The organism is Rahnella sp. PAMC25617 (genome assembly GCF_050606005.1).
Classification (GTDB): Bacteria; Pseudomonadota; Gammaproteobacteria; order Enterobacterales; family Enterobacteriaceae; genus Rahnella; species Rahnella variigena.
The window spans coordinates 140,222-154,115 of the sequence record NZ_JBOCUM010000003.1; the positions used below are offsets into that span (position 1 = coordinate 140,222).

The following is a 13,894-nucleotide window of genomic DNA, read 5'->3' on the forward strand; positions in this document are numbered from 1 at the left end:
GGAACAATATTTGCGCACATTCAGAGGTCAAGATGTCGACAACAATTGCAAAACAGCTTACCGAACGTTTCTACCGCTATCTCTCCGTGACATCACAAAGTGATGCCAGCGCGACCACTCTGCCAAGTACACCAGGCCAGCACGATATGGCGCGCTTACTGGCCGATGAGCTGCACCAGCTCGGTCTGGAAAACATTCAGATCGACGAATACGCGACCGTCACCGCCGTAAAATCCGGGACTAAAAAGGGTGGTCCGCGCATCGGTTTCATCACGCATATTGATACCGTGGATGTCGGCCTGCGCCCGGACATTCACCCGCAAACCTTGCGTTTTACCGGCGAAGATGTGTGCCTCAATAGTGAAAAAGATATCTGGCTGCGCCCTGCCGAGCGCCCTGAGATCCTGCCGTACAAAGGCGAAGACATTATTTTCAGCGACGGCACCAGCGTGCTGGGCGCGGATAATAAAGCGGCGGTGACTGTCGTGATGACATTGCTGGAAAACCTGACCGCTGAGCAGGAATACGGCGATATCGTGGTGGCGTTTGTGCCGGACGAAGAAATCGGACTGCGCGGCGCCAAGGCGCTGGATCTTGCGCGCTTCGATGTGGATTTCGCTTACACCATCGACTGCTGCGAACTCGGCGAAGTAGTTTACGAAAACTTTAACGCAGCGGCTGCTGAAATCACCTTTACCGGCGTGACCGCGCATCCGATGTCAGCCAAAGGCGTGCTGGTGAATCCGCTGCTGATGGCACAGGATTTCATGCGTCATTTTGACCGTGCAGAAACGCCTGAAAATACCGAAGGCCGTGAAGGTTATGTCTGGTTCAATGGCATGAGCGCGTCGCAGCAAGGCGCGGAACTGAAAGCCTCCATTCGTGATTTCGACAGCGCCAGTTTTGCAGCACGTAAGCAAAAAATTCATGATGTCGCGAAAGAGATCGCCGCGCAGTATCCGACGGCGAAAGTCTCGGTTGAGATCAGTGACACCTACAGCAATATCAGCAGCGCCATCGGTGAAGATCGCCGGGCAATTGATCTGATCTTTGCAGGTTTGAAAGAGATCGGCGTTGAGCCAAAAGTGATCCCGATGCGCGGCGGCACCGACGGTGCAGCGCTGTCAGCCAAAGGTTTACTGACGCCGAATTACTTTACCGGCGCGCATAATTTCCACTCGAAATTCGAGTTCCTGCCGGTGAATTCGTTTGTGAAATCCTATGAACTCACCGTTCAGCTTTGCCTGCTGGCGGCGAAGGGTTGAGTTACTTTAGGTAAAATCATCCCAGCCTTCCCCTCGTGCGAGGGGAAGGCGCGTAAGGATGTTACTTCAACGCACCTGAAAGGAACTGTTGCAGGCGGGCACTTTTCGGGCGGCCAAAGACTTCCGACGGATCGCCCTGCTCTTCAATCACGCCCTGATGCAGGAAAATAACGTGGCTGGAGACATGACGGGCAAACTCCATTTCATGCGTCACCACCACCATGGTTTTCCCCTCTTCTGCCAGTTTTTGCATAATACGCAGCACTTCGCCGACCAGTTCAGGATCGAGCGCAGAGGTCGGTTCGTCAAACAGCAGCACTTCAGGCTCCATCGCCAGTGCGCGGGCAATAGACACGCGCTGTTGCTGACCGCCTGACAAATTCACCGGATATTTACCCTGTGCGCGGGCGTCAATGCCCACTTTATCGAGATACTTCACCGCACGTTCACGCGCTTCCGCTTTGCTTAACCCCAGCACCTGCACCGGCGCTTCCATAACGTTTTCCAGCACCGTCATGTGGCTCCACAGGTTGAAATGCTGGAACACCATCGTCAGTTTGGTACGCAGCAGTTGCAGCTGTTTTTTATCAAACACTTTCAGCTGACCGTCGGTGTCGCGCACCATGCGGATATCCTGATTATTGACGCTGATCGAACCTTCACTTGGTTTCTCAAGAAAGTTAATGCAGCGCAGGAAGGTACTTTTTCCGGATCCTGATGAGCCGATAATACTGATCACATCACCCGCATTGGCAGACAAAGAAACGCCTTTCAGCACTTCATGGTCGCCATAGCGCTTGTGGAGATCGAGAACCGCTAATTTGTTTTCTGGCATAGTTTTTATCCGCAATAATTATTGGTTGGCTTTTTTAATGGGCAGACTGAGGCTTAACATGCGCCAGCCAGCGTTTTTCCGCCTTGCGGAACAGACCAATCAGGACAAAAGAAACACAAAGATAAATCACTGCTGCGATCCCGAAAGCATAAAACGGCTGATACGTCGCCGAGTTGATGTCGCGGGCGATTTTCAGCACGTCCGGTACCGTGGCGGTAAACGCCAGCGCGGTGGAATGCAGCATCAAAATGACTTCATTACTGTATGCAGGCAGCGCTGTGCGTAATGCCGACGGCAAAATAATGCAGGTATACAGTTTAAAGCGTGAGAATCCGTAGGCATTGGCCGCTTCAATTTCACCGTGCGGAACAGAACGGATCGCACCGGCAAAAATCTCGGTGGTGTACGCGCAGGTATTGAGCGTCAGCGCCAGGATCGTACAGTTCAGTCCGCTGCGGAAGAAGGCATTCAGGAAGTCTGTGCCACGCACGATTTCCAGGCTGTACATCCCGGAATAAAACACCAGCAACTGGACATACAGCGGTGTTCCGCGGAAAACGTAGGTATACAACCAGATCGGGTAGCGGATGAATTTGTTGGAAGACACGCGCCCCACGGCCATCGGCACTGCCAGTAACCCGCCGATGACGACGGAGCTGATCAGTAACCACAGGGTGATGGCCAGACCGGTGAATCGGTAACCGTCGCTGTAGAGCAGGGACATACCGTACTGTTGTAAAATCTCGATCATAGATCAGCCCTCTTCACACCCAGCGAATAACGGCGATCAAGCCATACCAGCACGCCGTTCGACAGCGTGGTGAAAATCAGATAAACCACACCCGCTACAATCGCAAAGTAGAACGGCTGATACGTGCCTTTACCGGCCAGCTGCGTGGCTTTGACCACGTCATTCAGACCAAGCAATGACACCAGCGCAGTGGCTTTGAGGATAACCTGCCAGTTGTTGGCAATACCCGGCAGCGCAAAACGCATCATGGCCGGGAACAGAATTCGACGGAAAATTTGTGAGCCGCTGAAACCAAATGCGGTCGCCGCTTCGATTTGCCCGCGTGGAACCGCCATAAACGCGCCACGGAACGTCTCTGTGAAATAAGCGCCGTAAATAAAGCCCAGCGTGATGATACCGGCGCTCATCGGGTCGATATCAATCTGCGACATGCCGATGGATTCGGTCAGGCTGTTGAGAGCAATCTGCAAGCCGTAAAAAATTAATAACATCAATACCAGATCAGGTACGCCGCGGATAAGCGTGGTATAGCAACCAAAAAAACCAGAAATAATCCGGCTCTTCGACAGTTTCCCACCAGCCCCGATAAGCCCTATCACCAGCGCTAAAATAACTGACGAAATCGCCAGCTCCAGTGTCACCAACGTGCCCTGGATAATTACCTGGGAATACCCATACAGCATGGTTTTTTCCTGTCTTTAATGGATCCCTGCGCAGGCAAAACGGCAACCCGCGTCAGAACCGCAGGGAGCGGCAAACCGCTCCCTTTGGCACATCTCACAGCGCAAATCAGCTGCCGTAAACGTCAAAATCGAAGTATTTTTTCGCCAGTTTGTCGTAAGTCCCGTCTTTACGCATGCTGTCAAACGCCTTGTTCAGTGCGTCTTTCAGGTCGGTTTCATTCTTGCGCAGACCCATACCGGTGCCCACGCCAAAGAATTTATCGTCTTTCACTGAAGGGCCTGCAAACGCATAGTCTTTGCCCGCAGCCTGTTTCAGGAAGCCTTCGCTGCCTGCCACTTCATCCTGGAATGCTGCGTCCAGGCGACCGGAGGCCAGATCTGCATAAATCAGATCCTGGTTCTGGTAAGCCACCACGTTGATGCCTTTTGGCTGCCATTGTGCGTTGGCATAGGCTTCCTGAGTGGAACCTTGCAATACGCCAACGTTTTTGCCTTTCAGGGCATCCAGAGTGGGCAGAATTTTGGAGCCTTTAGGCGCGATAAGGCGGGCGTTAGCGGCATAAAGTTTTTCAGTGAAATCAATTTCCTGCTGACGTTTTTCGGTGATGGATAACGAGGAAATAATCGCATCAATTTTCTTGGCTTTCAGGGAAGGGATCAGTGCATCGAAATCACTTTCAACATAAGTACATTTGATGGCTGCACGTTTGCACATCTCGTTAGCCAGGTCGATATCAAAGCCAACCAGCTTGCCGCTGGAGTCTTTTGATTCAAATGGGGCGTAAGTCGGATCAGTACCGATATTAATTGCTTTAGGCGCGGCAGCAAATGCACTACCTGCACTGGCTAAGACCAGAACCAGCGGAAGAACCTTGAACAACTTTTTCATACATTAGCCTCAGTGATTATTCATCTGTTGTGGTTGTGTGTGCGTGAATGAACGTCTTTTTATAGTTTGCTGAACGATGCAAATGGCTTTTTGCCAGATTTTCTCATGCACTTTTCGTGCCGTTTCTCAGCACAGCCACTTTCCGCTGTGAGAGAACGAAAACCGGTCAAAAAAGCATCGGGATAATGAAAGTTTTCAAAGGTCTGAAGGAAGAATAGCTGAAGGGGCGGCGAACACTGCACCTTAATGAATCAAATTGTGATCATTGTTGGTGCAATGTAACTGAACTGCGCGAAATGAGTGCGGATTGGGAGAAGAAAGATTAACGACTGCCCTGCCATCGAACAAATAAGTCTTCAGGGAGCTCAATATCAAACTGATCAATCACCCGGTTTACAGTCTGATCGATAATATCTTCGACAGATGTCGGACGGTGATAAAACGCCGGAACCGGCGGCATAATAATAGCGCCGAGCTCAGCGGCCTGGGTCATGAGTCGCAAATGCCCGAGATGCAGCGGTGTTTCACGCACGCATAACACCAGACGGCGGCGTTCTTTAAGCACTACATCCGCTGCACGGGTCAGCAGGCCGTCGGAGTAACTGTTCACGATACCGGAAAGCGTTTTGATTGAGCAGGGTAAAATCACCATACCTGCTGTTTTGAATGAGCCTGAAGAAATGCTGGCAGCGATATCGCGTGAATCATGCACCACATCTGCCAGCGCCTGAACGTCGCGCAGCGTCAGATCCGTTTCCAGGGTCAGCGTCTGGCGGGCGGCATTGCTCATCACCAGATGAGTTTCGATATCAGGCACGCTCTGCAATACCTGCAAAAGCCTGACACCATAAATTGCGCCGCTGGCGCCGGAAATACCGACAATAAGTCGTTTCATGAACACTGCCTTAGAAAAATGTAACCAGACCTGATGCTGCCAATACTGACATAAATCCAGACATAAAAAAACGCGCCCGCCCGGTTGTTCACCGGAGGGACGCGTTTATGCAGATGTCAGCAACCGGCTAATCAGCCTTCGTTGTGCATCTCAAGGTTTTCAGCTTCCTGCTGACCACGTAATGCCTGAGCATCGTCGTTACGCAGGGCTTCGAGGTATTCCAGATAATTCTGGTCAACGTCTTTAGTGACGTAAACACCGTCGAACACTGAACATTCAAATTTCTCGATGTCGGTATTGTCTTCTTTCACTGCGGCGATCAGGTCGCTTAGATCCTGGAAGATTAACGCATCAGCACCAATCATCTGATTGATTTCGCTGACTTCACGGCCATGCGCAATCAGTTCATTGGCACTTGGCATATCGATACCGTAGACGTTCGGGAAACGAATTTCCGGCGCCGCTGACGCCAGATAAACACGTCGCGCCCCGGCTTCACGCGCCATCTCAACAATCTGCTGAGAGGTGGTGCCGCGCACGATTGAGTCATCCACCAGCAGCACGTTTTTATCGCGGAATTCAGCACGGTTGGCATTCAGTTTACGGCGTACCGATTTACGACGTTCCTGCTGACCCGGCATGATAAAGGTACGGCCCACGTAGCGGTTTTTCACAAACCCCTGACGGTACGGTTTATTCAGGATACGGGCAATTTCCAGCGCGATATCGCAGGAGGTTTCCGGGATAGGAATGACCACGTCGATATCCAAATCTTCCCATTCACGGGCAATTTTCGCGCCCAGCTTTTCACCCATACGAACACGGGCGCTGTAGACGGAAATCTTGTCGATGAAGGAGTCAGGACGCGCGAAATACACGTACTCGAACAGGCACGGATTGTACTGAGGATTTTCAGCACACATGCGGGTGTAGAGCTGGCCTTTTTCGGTGATGTACACCGCTTCGCCCGGCGCAACGTCACGCAGGAACTCAAAACCTAATGTATCGAGTGCCACACTTTCAGATGCCACCATGTACTCATTACGGCCACCTTCCAGCGTGCGCTTACCGATAACCAGCGGACGGATACCGTGCGGGTCACGGAACGCCAGCATGCCGTGACCGATGATCATCGCCACACAGGCGTAAGCGCCACGGATTTTCAAATTCACCGCGGCAACCGCAGCGAAAATGTTATCGGCTTCCAGCGGGTAATGCTGGAAACGATCCAGTTCACTCGCCAGGATATTGAGCAGAATTTCAGAATCGGAAGTGGTGTTCACATGGCGGCGCTGGCCTTCAAAAAGGTTGCTTCGCAATTCGTGAGCATTGGTCAGGTTACCGTTATGCGCAAGAGTGATGCCGAACGGAGAGTTGACGTAAAAAGGTTGAGCTTCTGAAGCGCTGGAACTGCCAGCCGTTGGGTAGCGCACATGGCCAATACCCATGTTGCCCTGTAAGCGTTGCATATGGCGGGCTTCGAAAACATCCTTCACCAGGCCATTCGCTTTCCGTAAACGGAAGTTATTATTGGCATCAATGGTGACGATGCCTGCGGCATCCTGCCCACGGTGTTGTAACACCGTTAACGCGTCATAAATCGACTGGTTTACCGGCATGAAACCGGCGATACCGACAATACCGCACATGTTGTCTTTTCCTCTTCAGCGCTGCCAGAACTAAATATGTTTTGGCAAGAAACTCGACGTGCTCTGCAGGTAGTCAAAGAACCACCTGATGATATAACTGAATTGTGGGATCAACTGGGATTGTTTCCAGTCTTCACTTTGTGAAAAACTGGTGAAGGTATCCAGGAAGAACAGCATCGCAGAGACGATTAACACCCCGCGCAGTGCGCCGAAGCACACACCTAACACCCTGTCAGTGCCGGACAACCCGGTTTTTTCCACCAGTGAACTGATCACATAGTTGACAATTGCACCTACGATCAACGTCGCGATGAACAAGATGGCAATTGCGATCCCGTTTCGAACTAACTCATCTTCGAAACGCGTGAAGTAGATGGCGAGATAAGGGTAATAATGGCTGGCAACAAAGAAGGCGCAAGCCCAGGTTACCAGCGATAAAGCCTCGCGAACAAAACCACGGATCAAACTGACTAAAGCAGAAAATCCGATAACCGCAATAATGACGTAATCAATCCAGACCATTAACTATTCCAGTGTCTAATCCAGTCACGTCTACCCCGGCATCCAGTTCGCGGCGAATTCTAACAGAAAAAGAAAACGTTTGCGTAGGGGAAATCTGCCGGTCAGACAAATTAATAATAGCGATTAAAAAAACCTCAATCGCAGCATAAACCTATAAAAACCCAGCCAGAGGATCTTATAGAAAAAGGGCACAAATCGCTTGTGCCCTCCGTGGTATTTATCATTATCAGAGCCAAGCAATTGGAGTTGCAGCAAGGCAGCAAATGAGAGGATCCCGATGAGCTGACATTAGTCAGTGATTCGGGTCCTCGATTGCAGCGAACACAGCTGCGGCGTCAAGTGCGCAGGGTCAGTGAGCGCTGTATGCCCGAACCTGCCCACCCAATCCGCTCAGCTGTTGTAACTGAGGCAATGACGCTTCAAGTTTCTGCTTCGATGCATCCGGCCCGACGTACAGGCGCGTGATCTGCCCCTGAACCGGCGTTGCTGGCACGGTATAGGCGCGGAAACCGGACAACCGCAGATTGGCCACAATCTCATTGGCTTTCGCGGCGTTCTTCAGCGCACCCAACTGCACAACATACGACTGCCCTGCCGGTGCTTTCTCTTCCGCCGCAGGTTTAGGTTGCTCAACAGGTTTTGGCTGCTCGGCAACCGCTTTAGGCTGTTCAACCGGCTTCGGCTGTTCAACAGGTTTAGGTTTCACCGTCGGTTTTGCTTCCACCATCGGCTTAGGCTCAATCGTTTTCGGCTTCTGCTGAACGGGTTTGACCGGAGCCGTCTGCACCGGTTTTTTCTGCTCAGGCATCGTGGTGACCGGCGACTGGGACTCCACCGTGGTATTGCCCGGTGCCACATTGCCATGATTTGCGGCGTTAGTGTTGTTGGCTGAACTGTCAGTATTCTGCCCGCCCGTCATGGACTGATCTGCCCCTTCCGGTGGCTGAGCAGGCAGCGATTGCGTGACCGGAGGCACCGAATCCTGTTCCTCAACATCACCCGGTTTTGGCACCAGGGGAATCGACGCAAATTCGTCTTCGTAATGCTTTTTCTTGCCGTCGAGCAAACCGGGCAGAATGATGACGCCCAGCGCCACCAGAATAATGGTCCCGACCAGACGATTTTGAAACTTACTTGCCACTGGTTTTCCCCGTGTCTATAGCATCCATTACGTGAGCTACGGTATGAAACGAGCCGCAGACAATCACAATATCCTGAGGAGCCGCCTCCTGCATAGCCTGTCTCCAGGCAGACTCCACATCATCAAATGGGCGTGCCTGCGGTAAATGTACCGTCAGTTCGGCAACGCTGGCACCACGCGGGCCTTCCAGCGGTGCGCAATACCATTCATCGACCTGAGGCGACAGACAAGCCAGCGTACCGGCAATATCTTTGTCTTTCAACATTCCGACGACGGCGCGCACTTTGCCGCCATTACGTGGCTGTTCAGCCAGGCGTCCGGCCAGATAAGCTGCGGCATGCGGGTTGTGGGCGACATCCAGTATGAGTCGCGGCGACTCACTCACCGTCTGGAAACGCCCCGGCAATGCGGCGCGCTGTAAGCCGCTGCGGAGCGCCGCTTCAGGAACATTCAGACCGGAATAATGCAGTGCGGCCAGCGCGGTGGCCGCATTCGCCAGCGGCACATTAGGCAACGGCAATGCATCCAGAATATTCACTTCTTTACCGGCGTCGAGCGCCGCCCAGCGCCAGTATCCTGCATCAGCAGAAAAATGCCAGTTCACATCGCGGCGGTATAAATCAGACTGTTTTTCCTGTGCGACGTCAGCAATGGACTGAGGCATATCCGGCTCACCGACTACCGCAGGTTTACCCGCACGGAAAATTCCGGCCTTTTCGCGGCCAATGCTTTCGCGGTCAGAACCCAGCCAGTCAGTGTGATCGAGGGCAATACTGGTGACGACAGACACGCTGGCATCAACAATATTGGTCGCATCCAGACGCCCGCCCAGACCGACTTCCAGGATAACCACATCCAGCTTAGCCTGTTTAAACAGCTGCAATGCCGACAATGTGCCGTATTCGAAATAGGTCAGCGAAATATCGCCCCGCCCGGCTTCGAGTACTGCAAAAGATTCGCAGTGCGCAGATTCCGGCAACTCTTCGCCCTGAATACGCACACGCTCGGTATAACGCACCAGATGCGGGGAACTGTAAACACCCACACGGTATCCGGCAGCCATCAGGACTGATTCAAGTGTCGCGCAGGTCGTGCCTTTACCGTTGGTTCCGGCTACGGTGAAAACACGCGGCGCAGGAGTCAGTAAATCGAGTTTTTCGGCAACCGCTCTGACCCGGTCAAGGCCAAGCTCTATGGCCTGAGAATGGAGATGTTCGAGATAATAAAGCCACGTGGCCAAAGGCGACGTGGCTTGGGGAATAAGTTGATTTTGCATGAGTCCCGTTCAACCTTATCAGGTTCACTTCGACACTACATCACCAGACTGTGAAAGCAGGCAATGCCCTCTTTGTCAGAATTCACCGACAGAGTAAAAGCACGGGCTGCCTGTTTTGCAGAGAAACAGCGGGCGGCACAACATCAGATGGCCGCCCGACTTACTGACCGGCTTTTACCCTGTTCGATCAGGCGTCCTGGTTGTCAGCGGCAGAACCGTTGACAGGAACATGGACGTCAACCACGTTCGGCTCCGGTTGCCCGGTCAGTTTCGCCAGAACGCTGCCCAGTTTGGCGCGCATATCCGGACGACGTACGATCATATCAATCGCACCTTTCTCGATCAGGAACTCACTGCGCTGGAAGCCCGGCGGCAGTTTTTCACGTACGGTTTGCTCGATAACACGTGGACCGGCGAAACCGATCAATGCTTTCGGCTCAGCGACGTTGATGTCACCCAACATAGCCAGACTGGCAGAAACACCGCCCATGGTCGGGTCAGTCAGTACAGAAATGTACGGCAGGCCGCGTTCCTGTAATTTCGCCAATGCGGCACTGGTTTTCGCCATCTGCATCAGCGACATCAGCGCTTCCTGCATACGTGCGCCGCCACTGGCAGAGAAACACACCAGAGGACAGTTATCTTCCAGCGCCTGTTCGACGGCACGTACGAAACGCGCACCCACAACAGAAGCCATTGAACCGCCCATGAAAGCAAATTCAAAAGATGCCACCACAATTGGCATACCGTACAGGGTGCCTTTCATGACGATCAGTGCATCTTTCTCGTTGGTTTCTTTCTGAGCAGCCACCAGACGATCTTTATATTTTTTGGAATCTTTAAACTTCAGAACATCTTTAGGCTCAAGCTCGCTGCCTAATTCAACCTCACTGCCCTCGTCCATGAAAGTGGACAGACGCATACGCGCGGTAAGACGCATATGGTGGTCGCACTTAGGGCACACCATGAGGTTGCGCTCAAGCTCGGCGCGGTAAAGAACCTGCCCGCAGCTGTCGCATTTAGTCCAGACGCCCTCAGGAATGCTTGCCTTACGGGTTTGCGAGTCAGTGCTCTTACTAAGAATTCGTTCAATCCAGCTCATCGATAACCTTTCTGTTTGAACCCGGCCGAAGCCAGTCCGCTGTTCATGCTGTAACAAGTCCCCTGAAACCTACCCAAAATCGCCTGTGTGCGGGGTGATAAAAAATCTCACATACCGCGCCACAGAAGGGTTGTTCGCAGGAACAGACCATAAATTGTCGCTCATTAAACCATAACGGCCAGACACTGTGGATAAAAAACTGGTCTTACCCTCTGGTTTAATGCCTTAAATTTTAAAGCGCTCGCACAAAAAAACGTCAGAGATTAATCCTGCTGACGCTTTTCTTTCGCCGCTGCGCGTTTGTGCCGCCAGATTTCAACCACACCTGGCAGGATTGACACTACGATGATAGCGACGATCAGTAATTTCAGATTTTCCTGAACAATCGGCAGATCGCCGAAAAGGTAGCCAGCATAGGTAAATAACAGCACCCAAACCAGCGCACCAATCACGTTATACGCAGCAAAATGACGGTAGGACATATGTCCCATACCGGCCACGAACGGCGCAAACGTGCGGACGATCGGCACGAAGCGCGCAAGAATAATCGTTTTGCCGCCATGTTTCTCGTAAAACTTGTGCGTCTTGTCCAAATAACTGCGACGGAAAATCTTTGAGTCCGGATTACTGAACAGACGTTCACCAAATACCCGACCGATAGTGTAATTCACCGCATCACCCACGATCGCCGCAATCGCCATCAGTGCGACCATCACGTGAACATTGAGATCATTGCTGGGTAATGCCGCCAGCGCACCCGCCACAAACAGCAGCGAATCACCCGGCAGGAACGGCGTGACCACCAGACCCGTTTCGCAGAATAAAATCAGGAATAAAATGCCGTATACCCAGATGCCATACTGCGCAACCAGTTCCGCTAAATGCACATCAATATGCAAAATGAAATCAATGACAAAGTGAATAAAGCCCATTAGATCCTCCACCTCTTCCTGGTCAAAAACGCTGTATTGATAAACGTTAATGCGATAAATGTTAAAAGTGTCCCTTAATCTTCCAGGAACAGTGGCCCCATATTCACCTGAGGTAATGCAAATTTCTCAGGATAATCAACAGACACCAGATACAAACCTTCAGGCTTGCCCGTCGCCGCGGCGAGGTTACGATCTTTCGCCGCCAGCAATTCTGACATCCAGCCCACCGGATGATTGCCCGCACCAATCTCAACCAGACTGCCGACAATATTGCGCACCATATGATGCACAAAGGCATTCGCTTTGATGTCCACCACCACATAATTCCCGTGACGGCTGACGTTGACATGCATGACGTAACGCCACGGCGTACGCGACTGGCATTGAGATGCGCGGAAAGACGTGAAATCGTTTTCGCCCAGTAACGCCTGCCCGGCCAGCTGCATTTTTTCCACGTCCAGCGGCATATGCACATGGGTCACCCCGGTGTGCAAAATCGCTGAACGGTAGCGGTTATTGTAAATAACGTAACGATACCGGCGGGCGGTCGCACTGAAACGGGCGTGGAAATCCTCGCTCACGTTTGCGCACCAGCGAACCGCAATGTCCTTTGGCAGATGGGTATTTACACCCATCGTCCAGGCGGCATCTTTACGCAGAACCGGTGTATCAAAATGCACCACCTGTCCGGTGGCACTGACACCGGCGTCAGTTCGCCCGGCGCAGAACACCACAATCGGCGTATTGGCCACGCGACTCAGCGCTTTCTCCAGACATTCCTGCACACTGGCCGCGCCCTGCTGACGCTGCCAGCCAAAATACGCACTGCCGTTATATTCAACGCCTAACGCCACACGTCCGGCGACCGGAGCCGCACCGACGTCAGCGATAACTTCATCGGACATAATCAGTACCAGTATTCGTTAATCAGCTTCTCTGCAGTTTCCACCGCCATCAGCGCGCCGCCGAAACGAACGTTGTCAGCCACAGACCAGAATTGCAGCAACTCAGGAATGCCGTAATCATTACGAATACAACCAATGCTCAGATTGGCGTTGCCGGAGGCGTCGCTGACCTGAGTCGGGAAATCATCTTCATCGCTGAGATTAATGTCATCAATACGCTCAAGTTCAGCACGCGCTTCTTCCGCCGACAGCGGACGCAGACCTTCGAGATGCACCACCTGCGCGTGACCGTAGAATACCGGCGACTGCACACAGCTGACGGAAATCGGCAGCCCCTCGTCCTGCAACACTTTACGCACCTGATCAACCAGACGACGTTCCTGACGCACACTGCCCTCTTCATCGCTCACCAGCGGTAAAAGGTTGAAAGCCAGCTGCTTGCTGAAAATGCCTTCTTCTGCCGGAATACCGTTCAGCAGACGCGCGCTCTGACCGGCCAGATCGTCAACCGCGGCTTTACCCAGCGCTGAAACGGAAAGCAGAGAAGTAACGTGCAGACGGGACAAACCGGCCTGTTCGGTCAACGGTTTAATGGCAGTCAGCAACTGGCTGGTCAGGCTGTCAGCCACGGCCACGATGTTGCGGTTGCGATAGTGTGAAAGCGCATCCGGGTTAACGCCCGGCACCACCAGAGGAATGTCGTGTTCAAGGGAGAACAGACCGCTGCTGTCGATCACCAGACAGCCCTGATTTGCCGCTTCTTCGGCGTAAAGCGCAGAGGCTTCAGAACCGGCAACAAAAAATGCCAGCTGAACCTGCGACCAGTCGAATTCAGATGCCTGCTGCACGCGCAGGCTTTTGCCGTTAAAACGCACGGTCTGACCGGCGCTGCGCTCACTTGCCAGCGGGAAGAGCTCACCAACCGGGAACTGACGATCAGCCAATAATTCCAGTAACGCATCACCGACTGCGCCCGTTGCGCCAAGCAGCGCAATATTCCAGCCATCAGACATGTTGGTATTCTCCAGAAATAAAAGTACAAAATACAA

General features: G+C 52.5%; 14 protein-coding genes. 1 reads left to right on the forward strand and 13 read right to left on the reverse strand.

The features are described from left to right. Window positions 1–32 precede the first annotated feature (32 nt). Window positions 33–1,265: a peptidase T gene (gene pepT, locus ACM615_RS02750; RefSeq protein ID WP_431011396.1), complete on the forward strand. Its 1,233-nt coding sequence runs from the start codon at window positions 33–35 to the stop codon at window positions 1,263–1,265. 61 nt (window positions 1,266–1,326) lie between these two features. Here the strand turns inward: pepT and hisP are convergent, their stop codons facing one another. The 13 genes from hisP to ACM615_RS02815 form a co-directional block, all read right to left on the reverse strand. Beyond that, window positions 1,327–2,100, reverse strand: coding sequence for a histidine ABC transporter ATP-binding protein HisP (gene hisP, locus ACM615_RS02755; RefSeq protein ID WP_113877034.1), 774 nt, complete (start codon window positions 2,098–2,100; stop codon window positions 1,327–1,329). Window positions 2,101–2,134: 34 nt separating this feature from the next. Continuing rightward, on the reverse strand, window positions 2,135–2,851 hold the full coding sequence (locus ACM615_RS02760; protein WP_112288119.1) for an ABC transporter permease: 717 nt from the start codon (window positions 2,849–2,851) through the stop codon (window positions 2,135–2,137). Next, a complete protein-coding gene (locus tag ACM615_RS02765) occupies window positions 2,848–3,534 on the reverse strand; it encodes a histidine ABC transporter permease HisQ (RefSeq protein ID WP_112288118.1) in 687 nt (228 codons plus the stop codon). Before ACM615_RS02765 ends, ACM615_RS02760 begins: the two co-directional genes overlap by 4 nt. Window positions 3,535–3,640: 106 nt before the next feature. Beyond that, window positions 3,641–4,423 carry a lysine/arginine/ornithine ABC transporter substrate-binding protein ArgT gene (gene argT / locus ACM615_RS02770; RefSeq protein WP_431011397.1) on the reverse strand — a complete coding sequence of 261 codons (783 nt, stop codon included), beginning with the start codon at window positions 4,421–4,423 and terminating at the stop codon, window positions 3,641–3,643. 322 nt (window positions 4,424–4,745) lie between these two features. Continuing rightward, entirely contained in the window at window positions 4,746–5,318 is a 573-nt protein-coding gene (locus tag ACM615_RS02775) for a UbiX family flavin prenyltransferase (RefSeq protein ID WP_431011398.1), read from the reverse strand. 131 nt (window positions 5,319–5,449) lie between these two features. Beyond that, window positions 5,450–6,967 carry an amidophosphoribosyltransferase gene (gene purF, locus ACM615_RS02780; protein WP_112288115.1) on the reverse strand — a complete coding sequence of 506 codons (1,518 nt, stop codon included), beginning with the start codon at window positions 6,965–6,967 and terminating at the stop codon, window positions 5,450–5,452. Between the two features lie 30 nt (window positions 6,968–6,997). Then, window positions 6,998–7,489: a colicin V production protein gene (gene cvpA / locus ACM615_RS02785; RefSeq protein WP_112288114.1), complete on the reverse strand. Its 492-nt coding sequence runs from the start codon at window positions 7,487–7,489 to the stop codon at window positions 6,998–7,000. Window positions 7,490–7,838: 349 nt separating this feature from the next. After that, window positions 7,839–8,630 (reverse strand): cell division protein DedD, encoded by a 792-nt coding sequence (dedD, locus tag ACM615_RS02790; protein WP_159281957.1) that lies wholly within the window; start codon window positions 8,628–8,630, stop codon window positions 7,839–7,841. Continuing rightward, complete coding sequence (gene folC / locus ACM615_RS02795) at window positions 8,620–9,906, reverse strand: bifunctional tetrahydrofolate synthase/dihydrofolate synthase (RefSeq protein WP_431011399.1); 1,287 nt, start codon at window positions 9,904–9,906, stop codon at window positions 8,620–8,622. The genes dedD and folC overlap by 11 nt, the downstream gene beginning before the upstream one ends. 187 nt (window positions 9,907–10,093) lie before the next feature. Further along, on the reverse strand, window positions 10,094–11,008 hold the full coding sequence (gene accD / locus ACM615_RS02800; protein ID WP_112287107.1) for an acetyl-CoA carboxylase, carboxyltransferase subunit beta: 915 nt from the start codon (window positions 11,006–11,008) through the stop codon (window positions 10,094–10,096). A gap of 263 nt (window positions 11,009–11,271) precedes the next feature. After that, the gene (locus tag ACM615_RS02805) at window positions 11,272–11,940 is read right to left on the reverse strand and encodes a DedA family protein (protein ID WP_112287108.1); all 669 of its coding nucleotides are present in this window, start codon (window positions 11,938–11,940) and stop codon (window positions 11,272–11,274) included. A gap of 74 nt (window positions 11,941–12,014) precedes the next feature. Then, on the reverse strand, window positions 12,015–12,845 hold the full coding sequence (gene truA, locus ACM615_RS02810; RefSeq protein ID WP_431011400.1) for a tRNA pseudouridine(38-40) synthase TruA: 831 nt from the start codon (window positions 12,843–12,845) through the stop codon (window positions 12,015–12,017). 2 nt (window positions 12,846–12,847) lie between these two features. Further along, complete coding sequence (locus ACM615_RS02815; RefSeq protein ID WP_112287110.1) at window positions 12,848–13,858, reverse strand: aspartate-semialdehyde dehydrogenase; 1,011 nt, start codon at window positions 13,856–13,858, stop codon at window positions 12,848–12,850. Window positions 13,859–13,894 lie beyond the last annotated feature (36 nt).